The sequence below is a fragment of the Albidovulum sp. genome, from assembly GCF_049646345.1.
Classification (GTDB): domain Bacteria; phylum Pseudomonadota; class Alphaproteobacteria; order Rhodobacterales; family Rhodobacteraceae; genus Albidovulum.
This window is the reverse complement of the sequence record NZ_JBARVQ010000559.1, coordinates 1-23099: the sequence shown is the minus strand read 5'-3', so window position 1 is coordinate 23099 and position 23099 is coordinate 1. Positions and strand designations below refer to the sequence as shown.

The window sequence follows — 23099 nt, the reverse complement described above, 5'->3', positions numbered from 1 at the left end:
GATCTCGCGGATCTGCTGGATCAGCTCGATGCAGATCTTCTTGCCCTCGGCGCCGGGTTTTTCGGCCTTTTCCATCCGCTCGATCAATGCGTCGGGCACATGGATGCCCGGCACGTTCGACCGCATCCAGCGCGCTGCCTTGGCCGAGGCGAGGGGGCCGACGCCGGCGAGGATATAGACACGCTTGTCGAGCCCCATGTCGCGGACGCGGGCCATGAACTTCTCAAAGAGCGGGATGTCGTAGATGTAGTTGGTCTGGATGAACTCCGCCCCTGCTTCCACCTTCTTGGCCAGCCGGTCGGGGCGCCAGTCAAGCGGATGGATGCAGGGGTTCTCGGCAGCGCCAAGGAACATCTGCGGCGGCCGCGTGATCTTGCGGCCGGACAGGAACATGCCCTGATCGCGCATGGTGCGTATGGTTCTGAGCAGCGTCAGCGAGTCGAAATCGAAGACCGGTTTCGCCCCCGGCTGATCGCCAACCCCGACGCCGTCGCCGGTCAGGCAGAGGACATTCGTTACCCCCATCGCCGCGGCCCCCAGCACATCGCCCTGGATGGCGATCCGGTTCCGGTCGCGGCAGGAGATCTGGTAGACGGTCGAATAGCCCGCCCGGGTCAGCAGCGCGCTGATCCCGATGGACGACATATGGCAGTTTGCCCCCGATGCATCGGTTGCATTGATCGCGTCAGCGACCTCGCCCAAGGGCTGCGCCGCGTCGAAGACGTCGGAGGGGTCGGCGCTGTCGGGCGGGTTCAGTTCAGCTGTCACCGCGAACCGGCCTGCGCGCAAAACGCGCTCCAGCCGGGAATGTGAGACATGGCCGGGGGTCGGCGGGGCGTAGATCGGGACCTGATCTGAATAGTCAGAGGGGCTCATCTTTTCAGCGCCTCCCGGTTGACCGCACCTGCCGGTTCCTCGGCCAGCGGGGCCGAGGAGGGTTCGATTGCCCTTGCCTCTGGGAAGGCTTCGGCGACCGCCGTGCGGGATGCCTCGCGCGCCTCGCGCAGCTTTGCCGCCTTTTCGCGGCTGACCCGCAGCCATGAGGACGAGCCCTTCAGGCTGCGGTCCACGGGGGGCAGCACCTCACGTATCTTGTCGCCGCCCTTCATCCGGGATGCACCGTCCCAGGCCAGCGACCAGACACATTTCATCGCCGGTTTCACCTCGCAATAGCCGCCGGGGCGCACCCCGCCGCAGGGACCATTGCGCAGTTCTTTCGGGCAGTTCATCGGGCAGGACATGCCGGTCGAGGACAACACGCATTGGCCGCACATCTTGCAGTCGAAGAGCACCGTTTTGACGCCCTGTTCAAGGATCGCGACCGGCCGTTCCACCCGGTTGTAGCCGATTTTCATGAAAACCGGATCGAGCGCGACCATAACCTGTTCCACGCGTTGATAGATCCATTCGAAGGCCCGCGCATGGCGGATCGCGAATAGGCGGACACGATACATAGGCGACCCCTGACCGTCCGCAGACTGGTTCTGCACATTCAGAATAGCCGGGGCGCGGATGATTGAAAGCCGGAAAGAGAAACCGGAACAGACTATTTGCCATGTTGACTGACGGCGCGATCCCTGTCCGATTGGGGGCATCGCGGGACGTCGGTGCCGCGGGTGCAAAAGCTGCGCTTGGTTTGACCTCTCTCGGGCTGGTTCACGTTGACCATGTCCGCATGAACCAGCCCTAAAGACGGAGGAGAGACCTCATGCATATCAATGCCGATTTCACCAGGCGGGTTGTGCTGCGCGCCGGTCAGATCGACTGGCTCGCCTCGCCCATGGCGGGGGTGGAGCGTCGTCCGCTTGACCGGATCGGGGGCGAGGTCGCACGTGCGACGACCATTGTCCGTTTCGCGCCGGGCAGCGCCTTTTCCGCCCATACCCATGGCGGGGGCGAGGAATATATCGTGCTCGACGGCGTCTTTCAGGATGAGATGGGCGATTTCCCCACAGGCTCCTATGTGCGCAATCCGCCGACTTCGCGCCACACACCGGCCTCGGCACCGGGCTGCACCATCTTCGTCAAGCTCTGGCAGTTCGACCCCGAAGACCGGGAAGAGGTGCATGTGGATCTGAACACCGCAGAACTGACGCCCGATCCCGTCAGGCCGGGCGTATCGGCCCGGATGCTCTATTCCGGATATGGCGAGGAGGTGCGGCTGGAGCATTGGGCGGCGGGGGCAGAGGTTCGCCTGAATGCGCCGGGCGGTGCGGAGCTGCTGGTGATCGACGGAACCGCGACCGAAAGCGGCGATGCGCTTGGCCCGCAGTCATGGCTGCGCGTCCCGCCGGGCGGTGCGATTGACGCAAAGGCCGGACCGGTCGGTACGAAGATCTGGATCAAGACGGGGCATCTGACACGAATTTCCGTACCCGAAGCTGCGGGGGGCTGAGCAGCGGGATTTGTCGGCCCTCAGCGCGCGAAGCTGTTCAGAATCTCTTCCTCGCAGCGCAGATCGTCCTCGGCATCCGCGTCTTCGTCCATCGGGGATGCGGGGGCCTTCACCGCCTTTTTCGGTGCCGGGTTCGCGCCAAAGACCCGTGCCTGATCATTGAAGAAGTTCTGCATGACGAAATCCACGCCGGCCTGCGTCACGCTGCGCATGTTGGGGGCAAAGAACATGCCGCGAAAGGCGGGGGCGGTAATGATCTCATAGGACGGGAAATAGTCGACATTGGCGTATTTCTCGCAGATCTCGCCCGCCACCGCGCGCAGAAGAGATTTGGAATGGCTGGTGGCAAGCAGGACATGCTGATCCGATGCGGTCGCAGTCAACGGCACGGGCGACACCGTCAGCAGAATGCGGATCCGGCGGTTCTGCGTGGACAGGATCTTGATCGCCCGACGCATGTCGCGCGAGGCCGCGCTGAAATCGTGATTGCGAAATGCGTGTTTTTCCGGATCGAACTGACCGGCAATCGTGCCGGGGCAGATCGCGTATTCGTGGCCGGTTTCAAGATTGTACCAGCTTTCGGTCAGGCCCATCGTGAAGACGAAGACCTGGGTATTTGTGACCGCCTCGCGGATCGCGGCCAGCGTTTCGGCGCGCGAGGCATGGAGTTCCCCGGGGCTGGCAAAGCCGCCCGGTTCGACGCCTGGTCGCATCGGGTCGTAATAGCGGCCGTCCTTTTCCCAAACTTCCTCGGGCACTGGTTCCATGTCGAAGGCCCATTGCAGCCACTGCAGCAGCATGCGCGGTGTATAGATATTGCCGGTACGGAAGCTGAACGTGCCGTAGTGATAATCCTTGCGCTGGGCATCCGTCAGGATCGAGGGGCCCGGCTCATAATCCTTCCAGGCATAGCGCCGCGCCACCAATGCCCGGCTGAAATGTTGGGCGAAACAGGAACCGGCGGTGACAATCGTCATGCGGGGGCCGATGCGGAACTTCGGGGTCCAGAGCCCGGAAATCTCGAAAGGTGACAAAGCGCCGACTGCCGTTTTCCAGAAACGGTCGGGCGGCAGGGACGTATAGGGATGAGACATGGGTACCCCCCGGGGACAGGACCAGTATTGAACGCACTATACCGGGCCTCGTTCGCCCGGCAAATGTGCGGGTCGATCAGAATACCTGCGCGAACCGTTCGGGCAGGCGGTAGATGCCGTTTGGCCGCGCGCCGCCCGGCGCCCAGAAGACCTTTTTCTTTTCCCGCCAGCCGTCACGCATCACTTGCCGGAATTCAGGGAAGGCGACGGTTTCCTCGCCCGGCTCTTCCTTGATCAGGCTCTGATAGGTATGCCAGGCGGTATCCCATCCGGTCTTCGCCCGCTCCGTTTCAGCCAATGCCCCGCTCTGGACGTCACGCTGGGCGCGGCGGGTCGCAAGGCGCTCCTCGGTCATGCCGTAGTCGATGAAGCGCAGGTGGAAGAGATAAAGATGCGGGTCGAGATGCAGCACCGAGTGGTTGGCGAAATGCCCGCCCGGAGCGAAGTTGATGCTGGACCGGGTGATGCAGGGCTTGGCGTAATTCGCGTTCAGCCGGAACAGCCGCCGCACATCCAGGATATTGCGCCCCGGCGTGATCGGTTCGGGTTCGTATTTCGGGTTATGCACCATTTCGATGGCGAAAGGGGTGATGACCTTGGGGCGCTTGTCGTCGGGAAAGCGCGACAGATATTCCGGCAGGCTGTCGCTGATATCCGGATCGACTGCCACGATTTCATCGACATCGCCGGTGATCATCCAGTTGTAGTAGGGAACGAAGCCCGTGGTGAACAGCGACAGCATCTGCCAGCGGCGCTGGTTGAAGCAGTAGCGGGTTGCATCGCGCGGCAGGTAGATGATGTTGCAACCCTCGGCGATGCGCTTGTGTTCCGGGTCGCCGCCATGGCTGAGAACGTAGAGATGTTCGCGGCCAAGCTGCGCACCGTAATAGTTCACCCAGCGCTCAAGGAAAAAGTGGTCGCCGCCGACCATCGTCATTGCACCCATCGGGGCCTTGGTCTTGTCCATGCGCGATGGCCCTGTTTATTGTGACTGCCCAAGCTGATTGCGGGCGCGTTTCACCGCCCGTTCCACCACAGCCATATCCTTGAAGGCAAGAATGCGGGTCCCGGCGGCAAGCGTCAATGCCGGACGCCGGGTGGCGTCCAGCCGTTCGATGAAGGCACGCAGCCATTTGCGCACGTCGCGCCGCCCGCGATAGGCGCGCCAGAAGTCGGCAGAGGCCCCATCGGTTTCAACGACACTTTGCAGCAGCGGGTAGAACGCGTCCGATTTCAGGACGACCCGGATCGCCTCATGCGTGGCATGGCGGATCTTGAGTTGTTCGACATTCGGTCCCGTCATCCGCGCAGCATGGGCGTTGTCTTCGGGCACGAAGGGATCGAAAAGCATCACTACCCGGTGAATGTAGGGAATGGCCGCCGCCGCATCGAGGAAAGGCATCCCCTCCCAGTTCGATTTGCGCACCGAGAAGGGAAAGCGTTTTTCAAACGGCGCGATGGTCTTGTTCATCGTGCTTTGCGGGCTGAAGGCCAGAACGGTCGAGCCGGGGATGAGCGGCGCATAGTTCAGGGCGGCGAAGGCGCCCATCGACGCCCCCATCAGCACGACCTTGCGGAACCGGGCAAAGAACCCAAGGTCCTGAAGCTGTTTCAGAAGGTCGGGCGCAGTCGGCGCACGGAACCAGTCCTTGGCGTGGCTTTGCACGCCCAGCACCGAATAGCCCAGTGTCGCCAGCCGCCAGTCCATCCACGGCGCGCGGGGCCAGCCTTCGTCGACCGTGGCGAGGTTGTCAAAGCTGACGATCAGCACATCACCGCGTCCCTCGAACCAGAGTGCGGCATGTTCGCCCGACATACGAAACCGCGACGCGGTCACCGCGTCCTTCACCGACATTTCCGGTGGCGGATCAAGGGGCGGGCGTTCGGCCGGGATTTCTTCGTCCTCTTCGGCCATTATCGTGTCCATCGCCAGTATTCGGATATCGCGGCGGATTGTTCGGTTTCAGCCATTCCCGGTGCGGCAAGAACCGATCCGGACGGCCAGAAGATCACATCCGATATCAGCAGATCCCCAAGTGTCTTTTGCAATCCCGCGCGGTGATTGCGGCAGCCGATAAACAATTCCCCCATGCCGTTCATGTCTGAAACGTCGCCCCGCGCTTCGATGACCGGCCCGCGCCCCACGCGAAGCCGCAGACGCGACGGTTCAAGCGACACCATGATCAGTTCCCGCGCGTTTTCGTGGGCCGGTGCCTCGCATTCGATGCTGATGGCGCCACCACGATCCTTGGCCGTCAGAATGCCGTCTGCTTCGTTCAGAAAGAAAAGGTTGCCGCCAGCCCGCGCGCTGAGCGAGGCCAGCGTGCGGCCGTCCCGTGAAGGGGAGGCGTAGATGAGTGCCATGCTGAATGACCGTGCATCCGCTGTCACTGCCTCGACGGCGTAACCGCAATTGACCTTTTGCGTGAACTGCATAGCCGGGAAAGTGCGGTCGGCAGCGAAGCGTCCGTTGCCGTTGTTGGGCCGCGATGGCAGTGCCGTATGCATGCTTGTCATGCTGTGCCATTCGGCGACGGGCGCATCGGCGCCGTCACCCTCCAGCAGCAGCTTTTCACCGCGCGCGGAAAACCAGACCGCGCCACTGGGGCGCAGACGATGCGCCAAACGGTCGGCCTCATGCCCCAGAAGGGCCCCTTCAGGCAAATCACCGGACATTTGCAGCATCACATACTCCGCCTGCAGCGTTACGAGTTTACATTGAATCAGAACTCGGACCCTTTGCGTACCAACTCAGATACTCGCCCCATCCACGAAAACTCGAAACGTTTTAACCCCACTACCGGTCTTTTGTTGATCACAGCTTGCACCACATCGCCCGGTCAGAACACCGACGAAAACCTCTCGGGCAGGCGGTAAAGTTCCTTCGTGCGCCCACCGCCCCAGAACGTGACCTGTCCGTTATGAAGGTCTTTCTTCTGTTCCTCCATGCTAAGGCGGAACTCAGGCAGTTCGCAATCTTCCCGCACCGGTTTGCCGGCGGCCAGCTTCTGATAATTGTCGAGGTCTTTTTTCCAGGCGTGCCCGGTCTTCGCGGGGTCCTTGCCCTCATCCATCGTGTCGCGCATGTCGCGGCGGGCGGTCAGACGGGATACGGCCGTGTCGTAATCGAAGAACCGCAGATGCAGCAGGTAGAGATGCGGGTCCAGATATCGCGGCTGATGCGTATTCGCATGCCCGCCGATGGTGAATTTGGTCTGCATCCGGATGATGCAGGGCTTGGCATAGTTCGCATTTGCACGGAAGACACGACGGCGGCTGAGAATCGGTGCGTCTTCCGCGATCGGCTCTGGCTCCACCTCCGGATTGTGGATCAGTTCGATGCCGAACGGGCAGATGGATTTCGGCAGGAACGGCTGGGTTGCCGGATCTTCCGATCGTTCATAGCGCCCGAGATAGTCGATCAAGCTGGTTCCGACATCGGGGTCGAGGACGACGACTTCGTCCACGTCGCCCACGAACATCCAGTTGTAGTAGCGCAAGAGCCCGGCACTCATCTGTGACTGGATATGCCACCTGCGGCGCTCCAGCCGAAACAAAGTCGGATCGCGGGGCACGGTGATGACATTGCAGCCTTCGGCGATCCGGTTGTGTTCGGGGTCACCACCATGGCTGAGGATATAAAGGTGCTGCCGCCCTAGTTGGGCGCCGTAATAGTCGACCCAGCGTTTGAGAAAGGCATAGTCCTGATAGACCATCGTCAGCGCCCCGCAAGGCTCTTTCGTCGGGTCCATGATGGGGCGTGCGGCCATGCCTGATCCCTTCTTCGCCTTCTACCGGAGTTACAGCCAGCCAGCACAGGGTTCAACATTCGACAATCTGTCAGGGTGAACCTGTGATCTTTCTGACTCGGCCGAGTCCGGAAGGTTTTCAGTTGCAGCCTCCCGGATGACACCCGAATATGCCGACTATGACAGTGAATGATGCGCCACAGGCAGACCAGACGGAAACGCCCGTGTTCTGGACCCCGGAGATGACTTTTCCACCGGCGGTGCGGGACTATGTCGAGGCGCGGTATCGCGCCGCAAATGTCATTCTGGAATACGGGATGGGCGGATCAACCGCCTTTGCGGCGGCGCTGCACGGCAAGACCGTGCTTTCGGTGGAAAACGCGAGGCCGTTTTACGACAGTATGACGGAGTATTTCACCAATGTGCCGCCCAAGGCAAAGGTGGTCCTGCATCATCAGGATGTGGGCAAGACCAAGGCCTGGGGCTTTCCGGCCAACCATTCGGGCTGGCTGCGCTATCACGACTATCCGATGTCGATCTGGCGGCATCCCGATTTTGTGCAGCCGGATCTAGTCCTGATCGACGGGCGGTTCCGGGTGGGCTGTTTTCTCGCCACGTTGTTCCTGACCGAAAAGCCGGTGACGGTGTTGTTCGATGACTATACCAAGCGGGGTTACTACCACCTTGTCGAACGCTACGCGCCGCGCGTTGAAACCGTGGGCCGCATGGTGCGGTTCGACTTGAAACCCGCCACGATCTCCCGCGCGGATCTGTTTACGCTTTTTGAGGAACTGCAAAAGCCGGGTTGAGCCATTTGCGGACATTACCCGATGCGCAACACAAGCCGGGCGGGCGACTGCCCGTGGGGTGGCACAGCAACCTGTATTCGGGGTGCTTTATGGCAGCAAAGCCCCTCTGACGTCATGTGATGCGCGCGGCCGCAAAAGCGCCAGCCCGTCGGGACGGGCAGGCGCTCGCCCGGCGCCTTCGGCTTAATTCCGGGCGACGGGGCGTGTCCACGAATGGCAGCAAAGTCCCGCAAGCAGACCAAAATGATCTGCAGACATCTCCGAGGCTTCCGGCCTGATCACTCCTCCAGCGCCAGCTTCGGGTCGACCTCGTATTTTTCGGCCATGCGGGCGATGTAGGACCCCGGCATCGGTGCGTTCTTGCGCCACCAGGGGCGGGCGGCGTTGGTGTAGATGTGGACCGACAAGGTATTGTCGGTGAAATGTTTCTCCACCTGACTGTAGGGATCGTAGAAGACGTCGTTCAGCTGGAACGGCACCGGATATAGCCCGTCGGTCTCCATCGCCTTGTCCACATCGCCGGTCAGGCGGGCGTAGTAGGTGAAGGCCTGCGGGCCAAAGGCCGTGCGCTCGGCCTTGTAGATGCGGGCGGCCTTGGGCAGCGACGGGTCTTGCCGGTCCATCTTCTTGCGCTGCTGCTTGCCCCACCAGGCCGGGTAATCCGGCAGGTTGTCGTAATAATCCAGTAGCTGGTCCATCAGTTCGCATTCACGGGGCATGCCGACGACACCGCAATTCAAGGCGCCGCGCAGCCCGTGCCCGCCAAAGATATAGTCCATATCCTCGGGGAAGGGCCGGTAACAGAGCGCGTCACAGTCGATCCAGATCGCGCCGGTCGCCTGGATCATCTTGTAGCGAAAGACGTTCGAGATGAACGAGGGCGAGGTCGCCTCCACCACTTCCCGGTCGATCTTCATGATCTCATCGGCGGGGCGGACCTCTACCCCGTCGGGCACGTTTTCGACCTTGTCGGCGCAGTAGAGGATGACCGGATGCCCCTCGGCCAGATGCGACTTCAGGCAGATCTGGTTGACGTAATGCAGACGGGTGCCGATCCAGAGGGACGCGACGGGGCGGCGGTTCAGGTTCATGGCGCAGCGCTCCTTCAGAACGGGGTTGAGCCAGAGCTAGCAGAGGGATTCCAACCGCACAAGCTGGGCCTTATCCGGCGGTCGCCGTGTCCAGTTCGATCTGTGCAGAAAGGTCGGTATCGTCAGGCACGCCGCCGATACGGATCACCGACAGTCCAAGGGTCAGGACCCCCTCACCCTTAGTTCGGCTGATCGTCGGCAGTCGCGGCCAGCCGGCAAGGATATAGCGGTGCCCCTCGTCCCAGCGCTTGATCAGCGTCACGCCGCCATAGGCGATGACGAAGCGGTAACTGCCCTTGCCGGTCTTGATCAGGTTCTCGCCGGTTCCGACATGGATCGTATCGCTGCCATCGCCCAAGGTCACCCGGTTGCGCCCCGGTCCGGTATGGATCACCGAGGTGCCGCCCGTGTCCGAGATGACGTCATTGCCATGCCCGCCATGGATCAGGTTGCGCCCGCTCATGCCCTTGATTGTGTCGTTGCCGGTGCCGCCGTCCAGAATGTCCTTGCCGCCGCCGCCGACCAGCAGGTCATTGCCCGCCCCGCCATAGAACCGGTGCCGCGAACTGGCGAGTTTGGCGATGGCGATCAACTGGTCGTCTCCATCCCCGCCATGGAACTCAGCCCCGCCGTATTTCGGACCGATCAGCACGTCATCGCCGCCGGAGCCCTTCAGATGGACCTGCACCCGTTCGGAGGTCTCGAAATGAATGGGGCTGTCGGGATGGGCGACGATGCGGATGGTCTTGCCGGTGCGGGTCTCTTCGCTTTCCTTGCGGGCGACGACGGTCGCGATGCGGATGCGTTCGACATTGGCCGGGCAATGCAGGACATAGTCGTCCGGCCCGCCCATATACCAGAGCGTGTCGGTGCCGCCGTCCTTTTCCTCGCGGATCTTCTCGGCATCGGCACCGTAAGCCCAGTAATGGTCGTTGCTGCGGGTGCCTTCCAGCACCACAGACCCATCGACCGCCATCATCGTATTGACGCCACAGGCCGGGTCCTCATAGCCGCGCAGGTCGAGCCCGAGGTCCAGTGCGCCCTTCACCAATTCATTGCGCAGGAAATCGACGGGCGCGGTGTCGAACAGGTTCGTCGTCTCGCCCGGATCGTTTTCGATGTCGTAGACATGTTCCTCGCCATTCGGATAGCGGAAGTAGCGCAGATGACGATAACCTTCGACCGAGGGGCGGACCGAGAGCGTGCCGAAGACCGAGGTGACGGGCGATTTCGCCTGATCGAACGTGCCGAAGGACGGATCGATGAGGGGCAGCAGGCTTTGCCCCGACACCCAGTCGGGCCGGTAGGGCAGTCCGGCAAGGTCCATGACGGTTTTCGGGAAATTGTGCAGCGACACCGGCAGCGGTTCTTCCCGGCCCGTCGTCATCCGCGGGCTGGATATCGAGAAGGGGACATGGGCGGCGCTGTCCCATTGGCTCATCTTGTGGAAGCTGTCGTGATTGCCAAGATTGAAGCCGTTATCCGAGAGGAAGATGACGGTGGTGTTCTGACCAAGGGGCGAGGCCTCAAGCGCATTCAGAAACCGCCCGATCTCGTGATCGACATGACTGATTGCCGCGAAATAGGCGCGAACGACCTGCCGCCAGCCCTCGTCGCCCGCCTTTTCCGGCGTCCAGTTGCCATTGGCGATATAGGCCGCCTCATAGACCGCGAAACCCGGCTGCGGGCCGTAGAAATCCTCTTCCGCCGCGATCTCGGGCCAGCGGATCTGCGTCGGATCATAGAGCTGGTAGAAGCGGTCCGGGCATTCAAGGTTGTAATGCGGATGCTTGAAGCCAAGCTGGATCAGATGCCGCCGGTCCGGATCGGCGCGGCCGAGGAAATCGATCGCGTTTTGCGCGACCCAGTAGTCATAGAACTTGTCGTCCTGACTGCCATCGTCATTGGGGTGGTTCACGCCCTTGATACCCGGGCCCCGGCCCAGATAGTCCTTGACCCTGGTCCGGCCCGACCGGTCCCGCGCGGCGGGCTCTTCGTGAAACAGCATGCGCCGGTACTTTTCCGGCATCGGCACGTAACTCGCATCCACCTTGCCGGTGGTGAAGTTGTAAAATCCCGCCCGGCGCAGGTCATAGGCCCAGGCTTTCTCGGGCGGTAATTCGCTGCGCCAGAAGCGGTTGAGATCGACAAGCCCGGTGCGGAAGGGCGACAGCCCCGTCGCCAGTTCCGCCCGGCAGGGGGCGCAGAGCGGCACGGTCGCATAGGCATTGGTGAACCGCACGCCTCGCCCCATCAGCCGGTCGAGGTTCGGTGTCCTGATCTCGATCCCGAAGGTGTGCCGCCATGTGAAGACGTCGATCATGTCATCGACCCAGATGACACAGATGTTGTCGTCCGCGATGGTCTCTGCCGTAAAGCTCATCGTCCCACTCCGGGCCAGCGCCTCAGCGCAGCTTCAGCCGCGCGGGCAGGGCCCAGCGTTTCATTCTGGCCCTGAGGGCCGGGTCGTCATCGGGTGCGGCCAGCGCCGGTTCGAACGTATCGCGCAAAGCGCCGCAATTGGCAGGGTAGGGGCCTTTGACCGGCTCAGCGCCGAAGGCGTAGGTGACATGGATGTCAGCGCCCTCCGGTTCCTTCGAACAGGTCAAGAGCACCGCGCGCTTGTCCTTGGCGTCGATGGCGACCTTGGTGATTGTGGCACCATTCTCCACGCCCTCCAGCCGGAACCCGGCCATCTTGCCCGCGCCAAAGGGATCATCCTTGTCGATCACCAGCGCGCCGTCGCCCTGTGTGGTCACGCGGATCACCTTGCCGTCACGCTCAGCCAGATGCAGGACCGGGCAGGACCAACTGCCGCCCTGCGAGAGAACCGACAGCGCCTCAGCGCTCATTGCCGCGCGCAAGGCGCGGGCGTCTTCGGTCAGGCGGCCGTTTTCATCGAGTTCCAGCATGTATCCCGGCATCACGATGTTCAGGTCATGCGCGGCATGGTTCCAGGCCAGTTCCCACTGCCCTTCAATCGCGGCACCCGACACGATGTTCCACGTCCCGCATTCAAAAACAGCAAGATAGATCGGGGGGGGCAGACCCAGCTTGCCAAGCTCCCCGGTGATCCGGTCCATCAGCGCGATAACCCCGTCGCGGTAGGCCGTGCCATCGCCCGACACATCCTCAAGCGCGAAATCGAGGCAGACGGCGAGCAGTTTTGGCCGCTTGGCCAGATGATCTGCCGCTGCCACGAAGTTGCGTGCGGCCTGCGTGAAATTGGCAAATGCATCCCCGCCGGAAAGGGTTGCGGCATCGGCGGAAGTGTCGGTTTCGGCGCGCACATGGAAAAGCGGCATGGCCCCCTTGGTTGCGCGGCCATGTGCCAGAAGGCGTTCGGCCATCAGCGCCTCATGCGTCATCTCGGCCAGGGGCTGCATCCGGTGCTGGCGTACGGCCTGACCTTCGCCCGCGTGGCCGACCGCGCCGATATCATCGGCAGGGGCCAAGACGTGATGCGGGAAATCACAGCCGCGTTGCGAGGCCAATGCCGCCCGTGCCCCGCCGACAGCAAGAAGCCCAAGAAGCGGGCCGGGCGTATCTGCGAGGATTGCGCCGCCTGTCACTTCACGGCGAAAACCGCGCATACCCTGTTTGCCCGGCATATCGGCGGTGAAGGTCAGCCAGTCGCCATCCCGGCGAATGTCCCAGGCGTCGATCGTATCCGGGAGGGCGGTGATTTCGGCATCAGTTTCACGCGGGCTTTCCGGGGCAGCGCCGACAGGCCGAAAGCCCTGATCCTCAAGCCGCGCGGCAATATCCGCAATGACACGGTCCGACAGGCGCAGGCTCAGCCCGCTTGGTTCATAGCGGATCACATCGCCATTCGCGGCCCGCAGGATTACACCATGCTGTGCGGTTGCGCGGGTCTCGTCTTCTTTGTCCGTCATGACGTGCCCAATCGGCTGACCGGCCAGCCGCTCCCCTGCCTCAAGCTTGTCAATAAAGCCAGAGAGTGCTACCCGCAAGCATGGTCGCAACCGGGCCTTCCTGCTTCCCCAATGGGTTGCACGGGATCGGAGCAGGCGACGAAACCGCAGTCACGGGGTAGCATCGCGCACCGCATGGACGACGCACCACTTCCCACACCAGTTCTGCCGCAGACCAGTCGGCATGGCAGCCTTTTTGCACTATCGACGATGAAGGACGAAGGCCCCTATGTCGTCGAATGGGTGGCCCATCACCTGGCGCTCGGCTTTACCGAGCTGATGGTCTACACCAATGATTGCAGCGACGGGACCGATGCGATCCTGAAGCGGCTGGAGGAGATGGGCGTCGGCGTCCATCACCGGGAAAACGTGATCCCGGAAGGGATGAAGCCGCACCCGTCGATGCTGAAGGCCGCCGCAAGGGAAGAGCTGATCCAGGAGTCCGATTGGCTGCTGGTCCTCGACGCGGACGAATTCCTCTGCATCAACCATCCGTCGGGCACGATGGACGGGCTGGTTGCCGATCTTCAGGCGCTTGACGCCCATGCGATGGTCATCACCTGGCGCATCTTCGGCTCATCCGGCATCCGCGACTGGTCGCGCGCGCCGATCACCGATCAGTTCACCTGGGCGGCACCGGCCTTCTGGAACAAGGGCTGGGGCACCAAGACGCTGCTGCGGTTCGATCCGAAATACCTGCGCCTTGGCATGCACCGCCCGATCATCAAATCGCAGCACCGCGAAACGGATTACCCTGAAAAGGTGCTTTGGGTGAACGGGTCGGGTCTGCCACTGGAAGACTGGTTCAAGTTCCGTGGCTGGCGGTCGATCCGGCGGACCTTGGGTTATGACTGGGCGCAGATGAACCATTACGCCATCAAGTCGATGGATGCCTATTCGCTGCGCAAATACCGGGGCAATGCGAACCTGAAGAAGGACAAGTACAACTCCGATTACTGGGCGCTGCAGGACCGGAATGAAACGCAGGATATCGCCATCCAGCGCCACGCACCGATGCGGCGCGCGATCATGGAATATCTGCTGAAAGACCCCGAGATTGCCCGGCTGCACGATGCGGCCCATTCACGGGCTGAGGTGAAGCTGGCTGAATACCGTGAGCAGCCTGAATATCTCGACTATGTCGCCAAGCTGGTCGAGGCATCGAAAATCCCGGTGACACAGGTCGTCGCCAAGCCACCCAAGGCGCGCGACCCGGCAGCGGTGGCTGCGGTGCAATCCAAGCTGGAAAAACGCCGCTCGGCCTTGCCGAAAGGCGAAAGGCGCACGCCGCCGCCACCCGGCTGGGGGTCGCCACAGACCTCGCCCTATATCGCTGGGCCGATTGACCTTTCGAATGAGGTCGCGCTGGAAGAGGCCGACAATCAGGGGATCGTGCTGAAGGTCGATCCGCGCGTCTTCACACCTCTGGCGCTGGAAGCGATTCAGGCAGGCAAGTTCGATCGTCGCAATGCCCGCAAAATCGGCGGGTTTCTGGATGGCGCCAGCCGGTTTCTGGACCTGCATTCGGGGATCGGGTTCATCGGTCTGAAAGCGCATCTGTTGCTTCCGGGCCTGATCATCCTGAACCACGAGGAACGCGGCGTACTGGCCGAGCTGGGCCGCCTGATCCTGACCACGCAGTTTCCCGACGCCAAGGGGCGGGTCGCTTATTCTGACACCCCGCTCAGACAGGACGGCGATCCTGCAGGCACCTATCCTGCCCTGTCCGAACTGATTGCACGGTTCCGGCCCGATGCCCTGCGCCTGCCCTATGACCAGATCGACGCGGATGGTCTTCCCGCCGATCTTTTCACCGGTGTCGGACGGGTCATCCTGCCCTTCCTCGATGAAAGCGAGTTGGCGGTGATCCGGGACAAGTTCGGGGCGCTGATGGAGCGCGCAGGCCTTTCCGAAGACGCCGAAGCGCCGTCGAACGGCTCGGTGGTCTATCGACGCTGAAGCGTCGTCGCCGGCGTCTTTCCAGCCACGACTTCCAAGGCGAGCGAGAAGATGCGAGCGCCGTATTGGGCATTCTTGTGGGCGATGTCGCCGGTTTCGGCATGGGTTTCGACGCGGTAGTCGGGATCGTTGTAGAGGCCATCGGAAAACATGTCGTCCGGGGGCCAGATCAGGCTAAGTCCAGCATCGCCCAGAACATCGGCGGTGATCGCCTGCAGTTCGGCGCGCTCGGCTGCGGTCGTGTCGCGGATGTCCGGAAACCGTTCGGCCAGATGGAAAGGCTCTATGCCGGTGGGGAAGGGTGTCGGTGCGACAACAATGCGGGCCGTCCCCAGCCGGGCCGCCGCGATCGCGAAACCGAAGGCCGGGGCGCTTTTCAACTTGTCTTCGATGATGCGCCGGGTCAGCCCGTCCGTCAGGTGCGTGCCGTTTCGCCGTTCCTGCATGATTGCGGCATGAAGCCCGAAAGCGGGAATGCGGCAACCCATGAAGAAGACCCAGTCGAATTCGGACACCGTCAGCGATCTGCGGTTCCGGGTGCTGAACTTCGCGAACCGCTCTGCTGTGTAATCATCTGTCGGCGTAATGACCCCATCCACGAAGCTCAGATGATGAAAGCGGCGACCGGCATGACCCCAGAATTCAAGCTCGACCGTGCTTGCGTCGACAAGCCCCTGATCCACCGCCCGTTTCACGCAGGCATAGTGACTGTCGCCGAAAACGGCGAGGCGCGGCTTTTGGGGCATGGTCGGTCGGTTCATATGGTCGACACTACTCGAAATTCTGTCCCGAATTTGGTCAGGATGCGGCATCATAGAACGCGACGAAGATCAGGTTAACCCCCTCCCCGGCGCGCTTCAGGTGTCGTATGCTGATCCTATGCCTGCCTTATGTCGCGATTGCCTGACATGTTTCGAGACCGGACCACGCTGTCCGGCCTGCCGCTCGCCGCGCGTGCTGTCGCATCCTGAACTCTACACACTGTCTATCGCACATATGGATTGCGATGCGTTCTATGCCAGCGTCGAAAAGCGCGACAATCCCGATCTGCGCAGCAAACCACTGATCGTCGGCGGCGGGCATCGCGGAGTTGTGTCGACATGCTGCTATCTCGCCCGGATCAAGGGCGTGCGCTCGGCGATGCCGATGTTTCAGGCGTTGAAGCTCTGCCCGGAGGCGGTGGTGGTGAAACCGCGCGGCAGCCACTATGCTGCAGTGTCGAAAGAGATCCGTGCGCTGATGGATGAGCTGACACCCCGGATCGAACCGCTGTCGCTGGATGAGGCGTTTCTTGATCTGACGGGAACCGAGCGGTTGCACAAGGCCCCGCCTGCCGTGCTGCTCTGCCGTCTGCTGAAGCGGATGGAGACCGAATTGGGGCTGACGGGTTCGGTCGGCCTGTCGCACAACAAGTTTCTGGCCAAGGTGGCCTCCGATCTCGACAAGCCGCGCGGGTTCTCGGTTATCGGCAAGGGTGACACGGCGGCGTTTTTGAAGGGCAAGCCCGTTCGTATGATCTGGGGCGTCGGCGCAGCGACACAAGGCCATCTGGAGGCAGCCGGCATCCGCAACTTCGACGATCTTGCCCGCTGGGATCGCAAGGACCTTCATCATCGTTTCGGCGCTATCGGCGAGCGACTCTGGCATCTTGCACGGGGTGAGGATTTCCGGCGCGTCAATCCGCATGAGCCGATGAAGTCAATCTCGGCCGAGACGACGTTCGATGCCGACATCTCTGATCGCGACCTTTTGGACGGTCACCTCTGGCGGCTGGCCGAAAAGGTCGCCGACCGGACTAAGGCCAAGGACCTCGCGGGGCGCACGGTCACCCTGAAACTCAAGCGCGCGGATTTCACAACGATCACGCGCCGCCATACTCTGCGCGAGCCGACCCAGATTGCGGATCGTCTGTATCGCGAAGTTGCAGATCTGCTGCGCCAGGTTACGGATAAGGGATCGTTTCGTCTTATCGGCGTCGGGCTGTCCGATATCGTGCCCGCATGCGAGGCGGATCTGACACCCGATCTTCTTGATCCCGCCGCAGCGAAGCGTGCGGGGGCTGAACGGGCGAGCGATACGATCCGCGCCCGCTTCGGTCCGGATGCGATCGTCAAGGGGCGGTCGCTCAGATAGAGGTGCGGGGGCTATTCGGCGGCAAGTGGTATCCGGCGTTCGCGATTGCCGATTGTCGCAATCTCGGCAAGGATTCCGGCCAGAATTCGCTTGAAACCAAGGTAGTTGCCGTTTGGCCGAATCTCACGTTCGTTCATGTAGAGCGAGCGGTCGATTTCGATCTGCACCGCGTGCATGCCACGGGACGGACGACCATAGGTCTGCGTGATGTAAGCCCCTGCGAAAGGTGCGTTACGTAAGGTGCGGAATCCCGCGGCGCAAAAGGCGGCCTCGATTTGTTCGACGACCGGCGATGCGGCGGCCGCACCGAACCGGTCGCCTATGACGATCTCGGGCCGCTTCGCACCGGCGGCGGCAATCGAATCCATCGCTTCATGTGGCATCGAATGCATATCCACCAGGATCGCTTCGCCGAACTGGGCGAGGGCGCTTTCCAGGAGGCTGTGAAGACAATCGTGATAAGGACGCCAGACACCGGCAATCCGGTCCTCCGCTTCCTCGCGCGACAGCTTTCCGCTGTAGATCGCGCGCCCGCCCGCAACGACACGCGGAATGACGCCCAGCCCCGAGGCGACGCGCGGATTATGCGCACTTGGCCGGATGCCATTGATCACCGCCGGGTCGAGTTCGTCCGCGCCGCGATTGACGTCAACATAGGCCCGGGGCGCGCATGCGGCGAGGAGAGGCGCACCAAATGTCGGTACGCAGTCGAGCAGATCTTCGACGAATGCATCCTCGGATGAGCGGATCGTATGCTCATCCAGAACCGAGCTGTTCCGGAAGGCTTCTGAATAGTCGCGCCCCGAATGTGGCGAGGCGAAGACGACGCTGGTCAGGCGTCGTTCCGGCATCGTCAGATGAAAGGGAGCACCGGTCATGGTTGATCCTTGTGAGCTTGTTCGAATATAGCGGTAAAAAATGCTCTGCCAAAACCCCTTGAAAGCCTTCCCGACTCCTTTTATAGACCCGGGGCCGAAGCGGTGCGGATTGCGCGTTCAATATAGGATGCGTGCTGCAATCGTTGACGTAACGGGCGGTTAGCTCAGCGGTAGAGCACTACGTTGACATCGTAGTGGCCACTGGTTCGATCCCAGTACCGCCCACCATCGCTCCCGATTCGGGGGCAAATGAGTTTCAACAGGCGCGACGCGCGCCGCGAATAGGAGAAGACCGATGAAGGTCAAGAACTCGCTCCGCTCGCTGAAGTTGCGCCATCGCGACTGTCAGGTCGTGCGCCGTAAGGGCCGGGTCTATGTGATCAACAAGACACAGCGCCGCTTCAAGGCCCGTCAGGGCTGAGGTTGCGAAACAACGAATTTGAAAAAGCCACCGGATATCGGTGGCTTTTTCTTTTTGTCGCGGTACAAATTTTCGGAGAAAATTTGGCGATTTTTCGGAGAAAAATCGTACTGCCGGTCGGTCAGAACGAATCGACCAGCAGACGTGCCACTGTTTTCTGGTTGAGATAGCCCGTCACCGGCAGGCTTCGTGCCTTTTGATAGCGACGCAAAGCCCGCCGCGTATCGTCATCGAACACGCCGTCCGTCCGCCCCGGTTTCAAACCAAGTGCTGCAAGGCGTCTTTCGACCATGGTTCGCATCGCACCGTTCAGTCTCAGCCCTTGTTCGATCTCTTCCGCCTGGAGGCGCGCAGAATCGTCTTTGGGTTTCTTTTCCCCATCGGCCAGCATCAGTTTTGCGTCTTCGGCAAATGCGCCTTGCGGGTACGCATCAAGATAGGTGCGGAACGCCTTGGGCGTATTCGACTTCACGGCCGCATCCCAGGCTGCACGATCCGCTGCGGCGGCCTGTTGTCGGCGCTGATCTTCAAATACCTTCAACCGTTCCTGAGCCAGTTCGGCAAAAAGCCCATCCGGATAGCGTTTCATATAGGCTCTGAGGCCAGCCTCGTCACCCGCAGCACCGGTCTGGTCCCAGTAAAGCCGGTCCAGCCGCTCTTCTTCCGCCTGCCGTGTGGCCGCTTCGGCTTCAAGTTCCACAGCGCGCCGCTCGGCTTGCGCAGCCAATGCCGCCATTTGCGGCGCGGTGACATAGCCCGTCGCGTCATGGCCGTTCCGGCGCTGCCAGGTCGCAATCGCGTTGCGCGATCCGGGACCGAACAGGCCGTCAATACCGCGCGGATCGATATCGATGATCGAAAGGTCGCGCTGGATCTGACGACGCTGGTCCCGCGACAGCCGCAATGCCTCTTCTGCGGCGCGTGCCCGGGCCACCGGATTGTCAGCCTCTGCGATAGCGCGGCGGGCGGCGCTTGCGAACATCCCGTCGGGATAGCGGCGCAGATAGGCCTCATAGCCCAGCTTGGTGTCGATTTCGCGTGTCGTCTCCCACAGCTCGCGCTCAACCGCGAGCGCCGCTTCGGCTGCTGATGCGCTCAGGCTTGCAATGTCATCTCCGGTGCCATCAGCAACCGGCAGGAAAGGCGCGGCCGCGCCGAGATATCCTTCGACCGTCATACCCCGCGCGCGTGCGGCGAGGGTGGCGAGCGATTGCCCGCGTTCGGTCACGGCCTCGCCCGCGAATTCGGCCACATCGTCCGCTTCGCCACTGATGACAGTCACACCCTGAGGAATGTCGAGCGCAGGCAGGCCCGACGTCAATCCCCGTCCCAAAGCGATCCGGCGATCCTCGGTGCCGAGCAGAACCAGCGCCCCGCCCGGCCGTTCGGCTGCGATGGCAAGGATCGTGGCGAGCGGCACTCCCGCCGCATCGACGGATGCCAGATCGGGCCGGTTCGCGTCGGTGCCCAAAAGCCAGCTTTCGGATCCGGCATGAACGAAATGCCCCGACAAGAGGAAGACACTGCGGCCAGCCCCTTCCGTACCACCATAGAACTCGGCAAGAAGGGCCCGCATCGCATCGGCGGTCAGATCGCTGCCCATCTGCAGGGCAAATCCGGCCCGTTCCAGATGTTCGGCGGCATCGAGCGCATCGTCAGCCGCCGAAATGTCCGAGGCATTTCGGTAATTCTCATTGCCGATCACCAATGCGGCATCCTGCGCTGTTGCGGGTTGGGTTGCCAGGAATGTGGCGGTGACAAGTGCCGCCGGTGCCAGATACGGCATGGTACTCATGAAACGGTCTCCCTTCTGCCTATAGCGTTTCGGGTTTACCCTGAATCAGAATTCGAATTTTTTTCGTTCAAATTCTGATACTTGTTATCCAACGAAAACCCGAAACGCTCTAAAGGAAGCCTATCCGCCATCTCGCGGTTATGCGATCACAGCTTTCCAACCGGGGCGGATTTCCGCCCGCAGGTCAGCTCGGGAAACAGTGGTCAGATGTCGACCGCTCCGATCACAAGACCGACGACTATCAGCATGGCGCCCGCCGTAAAGTTGATGCGCCAGAGCGCGCGTGGCGATTTCAACAACCCCCTCGCTTCGCTGACGAGCAGCGCGAGAAAGAGGTTGCCCATAAGCGGCACGAGCATCGAGGCCGCGACAATGGCGGCAATGTCTGGCCGGGTGACATGCCGCAGATCGAAAAAGCCCGGCAGTACACCCATATAGAACAGCACCGCCTTGGGGTTGCCGAGGATCGCGGCGACCCCGGCCATAAATCCGGCCAAGCGACCGGGCCGGGTCAGGCGGCTGTCGGTTGAAACCGGTGCGCTCGCATGGCGGATCAGAAGCCCGCCCATGATCACGAATACGACCGCCGCAACATACCGCATCACAATCATGAAGGCGTCGAACTGATCGACGATCCAGGCGAGCCCGAAGATCGCGACCAGCGGCCAGACAAGATCGCCGAGCGTGACACCGATGGCCAGCGGCCAGGCGCTGGCAAAGCCGCCCGACAGTGCGCGGGCGGTGATCGCGACCCAGACCGGCCCGGGCGTGAGCCAGAGAAGACCCACCGCACCAGCGTAAAGCAGAAGGGAGATGAAGCTGACGGTCACGTGTGGCTCATACACTCGGGAAACGCGCCAGCTTTACGCGCTTCCGGTGTCCGCCGGAAGTGTCAGTGAGCCATCTTCGGCCAGTGGCCAGAACGGGTTCATCGCCACTTCCCAGACATGCCCGTCAGGATCGGCATAATATCCCGAATACCCGCCCCAGAACACCTTCTCTGGCTTCTTCAAGGGCTCCGCCCCGGCAGCAACTGCCGCAGCCCATGCTGTATCCACCTCTGCCTCGGTTGGAAAATTCTGGGCCAGTGTCATAGCTCCGGTCCCAAGCTGCGCCCCCGGACGCCCTTGATCATCGGCAAGGGCCGATTTTCCAAAGAGGCCCAGAACCGCGCCGTGTATCTGGTAAAAGACCACCCCTTCAAGAGCATTGGCCGGTTTCCAGCCCAGTGCCTCATAGAAGGCCCGCGACCGGCTGAGATCATCGACGCCAAGCGTGATCAGCGTTACCCGTTGCGGTGTCATGTCAGGGTCCTTTCTTCGGTGGTCGACAGACCGTTCACTTCGGCAACTTCGAATGCCTGGGCGCGAGGGCCAAGCGCTTCAAACAGTTCCAACCCGGTCCCGGTCATGAACGCCTGCGCGCCAAGGGCGCAAATCTCATCATAGAGTGCGGCGCGTCGTCCGGCATCGAGATGGGCCGCAACCTCGTCCAGAAGCAGGATCGGGGGCGCGCCGAAATCTTCCGCCAATGCACGCGCATTGGCAAGGATCAGCGAGATCAGAAGCGCCTTCTGCTCGCCGGTCGAGGCCTGCGCGGCGGGTACACCCTTGGCCGCATAAACTGCGCCCAGATCCGCGCGGTGGGGGCCTGAAAGGGTCCGCCCGGCGGCCATGTCCCGGCTGCGGCCGAAGGTAAAGGCCTCTGCCAGATCCTCGGCGCTTTGTGGAGCATCCCCTCCGTCCGGTCCAAGGATCGTCAGATCCGCCGCCGGAAAGGCCGTTTCGGCACCGTCCTGCGCCGCCGCGACACGGGACACAGCATTACGGCGGTTCGCCAGAATGATGCCGCCCGCCTCTGCCATCTGCGCCTCAAGTGCTGCGTACCAACCCGCGTCCCGCACCTCGTCGCGCAAGAGCCGGTTGCGTTCGCGCATCGCCTTTTCATAGGTCAGCACCGCCTCGGCATGTCCGGGTTCGAACGACAGGGTCATACGATCGAGAAAGCGCCGCCGCCCCTCGGCGCCCTCGATCCAGAGCCGGTCCATCGCGGGCACCAGCCACAGCATCCGGGCGATACGGCCCAAAGCAGCCTGGGCCGCCGCCTTTCCATCGATGCTGACGGTCCGGCTTGCCCCCGGTTCGGCGAAGGTTTCCACCTCATGGTGCTGATGCAGGCTTTGAAGCTCTGCCTTCAATTTCCAGCCCACAGCCTCGGGTCGCCGCGCGACCTCATCCGCACCGGCCCGGCGCAGGCCGCGGCCGGGCGACAGGAAGGAAACCGCCTCAAGGACATTGGTTTTGCCCGCCCCGTTCGGCCCGAAGATCGCCACCGGACGGGCATCAAACGCCATCTCCGTCCGCCGATGCGACCGGAAATGCGACAGGATGAGAGATGTGACGGCAAGTGCTGGCACGCTGCCCTGCACCTTCCACTTGGATCAAATATCCCCGCCGGAGGCTCCGGCGGAGCCGGATCAGACGCGCATCGGCATCACGACATAGACGGCCGACGTATCATTGCCTTCGCGCATCAGCGTCGGGTCGCCCGAGGTGTTGAAGAGGAACACCGCATTTTCGCGGTCCACCTGGCTGGCGATTTCCAGCAGGTATTTGGCATTGAAGCCGATCTCCAGCCGCTCGTCACCGTAAGCTACGGCCAGTTCTTCCTCGGCCGCACCTGCATCGGGGGCATTGACCGACAGAACCAGCCGGTCCTCGTCTAGTTGCAGCTTGACCGCGCGCGAGCGTTCTGACGATACGGTCGCTACCCGGTCAACGGCCTTGGCGAACTCGGCCGCATCAACCTCAAGCCGCTTGGTATTGCCCGCCGGGATGACG

General features: G+C 62.2%; 21 protein-coding genes, 1 tRNA gene and 1 pseudogene. 6 read left to right on the top strand and 17 right to left on the bottom strand.

The window, feature by feature from the left end; translation table 11 throughout:
• Both WBB85_RS14515 and WBB85_RS14510 read right to left on the bottom strand, forming a co-directional pair.
• Positions 1 to 876: methylenetetrahydrofolate reductase (locus tag WBB85_RS14515; protein ID WP_432639317.1), on the bottom strand; the 876-nt coding region annotated here is incomplete at its 3' end.
• Entirely contained in the window at positions 873 to 1454 is a 582-nt protein-coding gene (locus WBB85_RS14510; protein WP_432639316.1) for a methylenetetrahydrofolate reductase C-terminal domain-containing protein, read from the bottom strand. The genes WBB85_RS14510 and WBB85_RS14515, both read right to left, overlap by 4 nt.
• Positions 1455 to 1708: 254 nt before the next feature.
• Between WBB85_RS14510 and WBB85_RS14505 the strand changes: the two genes are divergently transcribed.
• Positions 1709 to 2395 (top strand): cupin domain-containing protein, encoded by a 687-nt coding sequence (locus WBB85_RS14505; protein WP_432639315.1) that lies wholly within the window; start codon positions 1709 to 1711, stop codon positions 2393 to 2395.
• A gap of 20 nt (positions 2396 to 2415) precedes the next feature.
• Here WBB85_RS14505 and WBB85_RS14500 read toward each other — a convergent pair whose 3' ends face one another.
• From WBB85_RS14500 to WBB85_RS14480, 5 genes are all read right to left on the bottom strand, one after another.
• Entirely contained in the window at positions 2416 to 3489 is a 1074-nt protein-coding gene (locus WBB85_RS14500; protein WP_432639314.1) for a GSCFA domain-containing protein, read from the bottom strand.
• Between the two features lie 76 nt (positions 3490 to 3565).
• On the bottom strand, positions 3566 to 4456 hold the full coding sequence (locus tag WBB85_RS14495; RefSeq protein WP_432639313.1) for a glycosyltransferase family 2 protein: 891 nt from the start codon (positions 4454 to 4456) through the stop codon (positions 3566 to 3568).
• A gap of 15 nt (positions 4457 to 4471) precedes the next feature.
• Positions 4472 to 5404: an alpha/beta hydrolase family protein gene (locus WBB85_RS14490; RefSeq protein WP_432639312.1), complete on the bottom strand. Its 933-nt coding sequence runs from the start codon at positions 5402 to 5404 to the stop codon at positions 4472 to 4474.
• On the bottom strand, positions 5404 to 6174 hold the full coding sequence (locus tag WBB85_RS14485) for a hypothetical protein (protein WP_432639311.1): 771 nt from the start codon (positions 6172 to 6174) through the stop codon (positions 5404 to 5406). Before WBB85_RS14485 ends, WBB85_RS14490 begins: the two co-directional genes overlap by 1 nt.
• 155 nt (positions 6175 to 6329) lie before the next feature.
• The gene (locus WBB85_RS14480) at positions 6330 to 7259 is read right to left on the bottom strand and encodes a glycosyltransferase family 2 protein (protein WP_432639310.1); all 930 of its coding nucleotides are present in this window, start codon (positions 7257 to 7259) and stop codon (positions 6330 to 6332) included.
• 221 nt (positions 7260 to 7480) lie between these two features.
• Between WBB85_RS14480 and WBB85_RS14475 the strand changes: the two genes are divergently transcribed.
• Positions 7481 to 8047 (top strand): hypothetical protein, encoded by a 567-nt coding sequence (locus tag WBB85_RS14475; RefSeq protein WP_432639309.1) that lies wholly within the window; start codon positions 7481 to 7483, stop codon positions 8045 to 8047.
• 278 nt (positions 8048 to 8325) lie between these two features.
• Here the strand turns inward: WBB85_RS14475 and WBB85_RS14470 are convergent, their stop codons facing one another.
• From WBB85_RS14470 to WBB85_RS14460, 3 genes are all read right to left on the bottom strand, one after another.
• Positions 8326 to 9138 carry a hypothetical protein gene (locus WBB85_RS14470; RefSeq protein ID WP_432639308.1) on the bottom strand — a complete coding sequence of 271 codons (813 nt, stop codon included), beginning with the start codon at positions 9136 to 9138 and terminating at the stop codon, positions 8326 to 8328.
• A 70-nt stretch (positions 9139 to 9208) separates the two neighbouring features.
• The gene (locus WBB85_RS14465; protein ID WP_432639307.1) at positions 9209 to 11521 is read right to left on the bottom strand and encodes a sulfatase-like hydrolase/transferase; all 2313 of its coding nucleotides are present in this window, start codon (positions 11519 to 11521) and stop codon (positions 9209 to 9211) included.
• A 22-nt stretch (positions 11522 to 11543) separates the two neighbouring features.
• Complete coding sequence (locus WBB85_RS14460; RefSeq protein ID WP_432639306.1) at positions 11544 to 13034, bottom strand: hypothetical protein; 1491 nt, start codon at positions 13032 to 13034, stop codon at positions 11544 to 11546.
• A gap of 174 nt (positions 13035 to 13208) precedes the next feature.
• On the opposite strand from WBB85_RS14460, the gene WBB85_RS14455 reads away from it, so the two are divergent.
• Positions 13209 to 15032, top strand: coding sequence for a glycosyltransferase family 2 protein (locus tag WBB85_RS14455; RefSeq protein ID WP_432639305.1), 1824 nt, complete (start codon positions 13209 to 13211; stop codon positions 15030 to 15032).
• Here WBB85_RS14455 and WBB85_RS14450 read toward each other — a convergent pair.
• Positions 15020 to 15778 (bottom strand): hypothetical protein, encoded by a 759-nt coding sequence (locus WBB85_RS14450; RefSeq protein ID WP_432639304.1) that lies wholly within the window; start codon positions 15776 to 15778, stop codon positions 15020 to 15022. The two genes, WBB85_RS14455 and WBB85_RS14450, sit on opposite strands and share 13 nt — an antisense overlap.
• Positions 15779 to 15911: 133 nt before the next feature.
• Here WBB85_RS14450 and WBB85_RS14445 point away from each other — a divergent pair, with 133 nt between their 5' ends.
• Complete coding sequence (locus WBB85_RS14445) at positions 15912 to 17165, top strand: DNA polymerase IV (RefSeq protein WP_432639303.1); 1254 nt, start codon at positions 15912 to 15914, stop codon at positions 17163 to 17165.
• Positions 17166 to 17176: 11 nt separating this feature from the next.
• On the opposite strand, the gene WBB85_RS14440 is transcribed toward WBB85_RS14445, so the two are convergent.
• Entirely contained in the window at positions 17177 to 18043 is an 867-nt protein-coding gene (locus WBB85_RS14440; protein ID WP_432639302.1) for an N-formylglutamate amidohydrolase, read from the bottom strand.
• A 153-nt stretch (positions 18044 to 18196) separates the two neighbouring features.
• On the opposite strand from WBB85_RS14440, the gene WBB85_RS14435 reads away from it, so the two are divergent.
• A tRNA-Val gene (locus tag WBB85_RS14435) sits at positions 18197 to 18271 on the top strand.
• A gap of 67 nt (positions 18272 to 18338) precedes the next feature.
• Positions 18339 to 18464, top strand: a complete 126-nt coding sequence (gene ykgO / locus WBB85_RS14430; protein WP_050527975.1) for a type B 50S ribosomal protein L36 — start codon at positions 18339 to 18341, stop codon at positions 18462 to 18464.
• A gap of 121 nt (positions 18465 to 18585) precedes the next feature.
• Here the strand turns inward: ykgO and WBB85_RS14425 are convergent, their stop codons facing one another.
• The 5 genes and pseudogenes from WBB85_RS14425 to WBB85_RS14405 all read right to left on the bottom strand — a co-directional run.
• Positions 18586 to 20259: a peptidoglycan-binding domain-containing protein gene (locus tag WBB85_RS14425; RefSeq protein ID WP_432639301.1), complete on the bottom strand. Its 1674-nt coding sequence runs from the start codon at positions 20257 to 20259 to the stop codon at positions 18586 to 18588.
• A gap of 203 nt (positions 20260 to 20462) precedes the next feature.
• Complete coding sequence (locus WBB85_RS14420; protein ID WP_432639300.1) at positions 20463 to 21089, bottom strand: LysE family translocator; 627 nt, start codon at positions 21087 to 21089, stop codon at positions 20463 to 20465.
• A gap of 33 nt (positions 21090 to 21122) precedes the next feature.
• Positions 21123 to 21563: a VOC family protein gene (locus WBB85_RS14415; RefSeq protein WP_432639299.1), complete on the bottom strand. Its 441-nt coding sequence runs from the start codon at positions 21561 to 21563 to the stop codon at positions 21123 to 21125.
• On the bottom strand, positions 21560 to 22675 hold the full coding sequence (gene recF / locus WBB85_RS14410) for a DNA replication/repair protein RecF (RefSeq protein WP_432639298.1): 1116 nt from the start codon (positions 22673 to 22675) through the stop codon (positions 21560 to 21562). Before recF ends, WBB85_RS14415 begins: the two co-directional genes overlap by 4 nt.
• A gap of 60 nt (positions 22676 to 22735) precedes the next feature.
• A pseudogene (locus tag WBB85_RS14405) lies at positions 22736 to 23099 on the bottom strand (DNA polymerase III subunit beta); the annotation flags it as partial.

Excerpts from the sequence above, each read along its gene's own strand:
- WBB85_RS14510 (WP_432639316.1), bottom strand. The coding sequence starts at position 1,454 with ATGTATCGTGTCCGCCTATTCGCGATCCGCCATGCGCGGGCCTTCGAA.
- WBB85_RS14505 (WP_432639315.1), top strand. The coding sequence starts at position 1,709 with ATGCATATCAATGCCGATTTCACCAGGCGGGTTGTGCTGCGCGCCGGT.
- WBB85_RS14500 (WP_432639314.1), bottom strand. The coding sequence starts at position 3,489 with ATGTCTCATCCCTATACGTCCCTGCCGCCCGACCGTTTCTGGAAAACG.
- WBB85_RS14495 (WP_432639313.1), bottom strand. The coding sequence starts at position 4,456 with ATGGACAAGACCAAGGCCCCGATGGGTGCAATGACGATGGTCGGCGGC.
- WBB85_RS14490 (WP_432639312.1), bottom strand. The coding sequence starts at position 5,404 with ATGGCCGAAGAGGACGAAGAAATCCCGGCCGAACGCCCGCCCCTTGAT.
- WBB85_RS14485 (WP_432639311.1), bottom strand. The coding sequence starts at position 6,174 with ATGCTGCAAATGTCCGGTGATTTGCCTGAAGGGGCCCTTCTGGGGCAT.
- WBB85_RS14480 (WP_432639310.1), bottom strand. The coding sequence starts at position 7,259 with ATGGCCGCACGCCCCATCATGGACCCGACGAAAGAGCCTTGCGGGGCG.
- WBB85_RS14475 (WP_432639309.1), top strand. The coding sequence starts at position 7,481 with ATGACTTTTCCACCGGCGGTGCGGGACTATGTCGAGGCGCGGTATCGC.
- WBB85_RS14470 (WP_432639308.1), bottom strand. The coding sequence starts at position 9,138 with ATGAACCTGAACCGCCGCCCCGTCGCGTCCCTCTGGATCGGCACCCGT.
- WBB85_RS14465 (WP_432639307.1), bottom strand. The coding sequence starts at position 11,521 with ATGAGCTTTACGGCAGAGACCATCGCGGACGACAACATCTGTGTCATC.
- WBB85_RS14460 (WP_432639306.1), bottom strand. The coding sequence starts at position 13,034 with ATGACGGACAAAGAAGACGAGACCCGCGCAACCGCACAGCATGGTGTA.
- WBB85_RS14455 (WP_432639305.1), top strand. The coding sequence starts at position 13,209 with ATGGACGACGCACCACTTCCCACACCAGTTCTGCCGCAGACCAGTCGG.
- WBB85_RS14450 (WP_432639304.1), bottom strand. The coding sequence starts at position 15,778 with ATGCCCCAAAAGCCGCGCCTCGCCGTTTTCGGCGACAGTCACTATGCC.
- WBB85_RS14445 (WP_432639303.1), top strand. The coding sequence starts at position 15,912 with ATGCCTGCCTTATGTCGCGATTGCCTGACATGTTTCGAGACCGGACCA.
- WBB85_RS14440 (WP_432639302.1), bottom strand. The coding sequence starts at position 18,043 with ATGACCGGTGCTCCCTTTCATCTGACGATGCCGGAACGACGCCTGACC.
- ykgO (WP_050527975.1), top strand. The coding sequence starts at position 18,339 with ATGAAGGTCAAGAACTCGCTCCGCTCGCTGAAGTTGCGCCATCGCGAC.
- WBB85_RS14425 (WP_432639301.1), bottom strand. The coding sequence starts at position 20,259 with ATGAGTACCATGCCGTATCTGGCACCGGCGGCACTTGTCACCGCCACA.
- WBB85_RS14415 (WP_432639299.1), bottom strand. The coding sequence starts at position 21,563 with ATGACACCGCAACGGGTAACGCTGATCACGCTTGGCGTCGATGATCTC.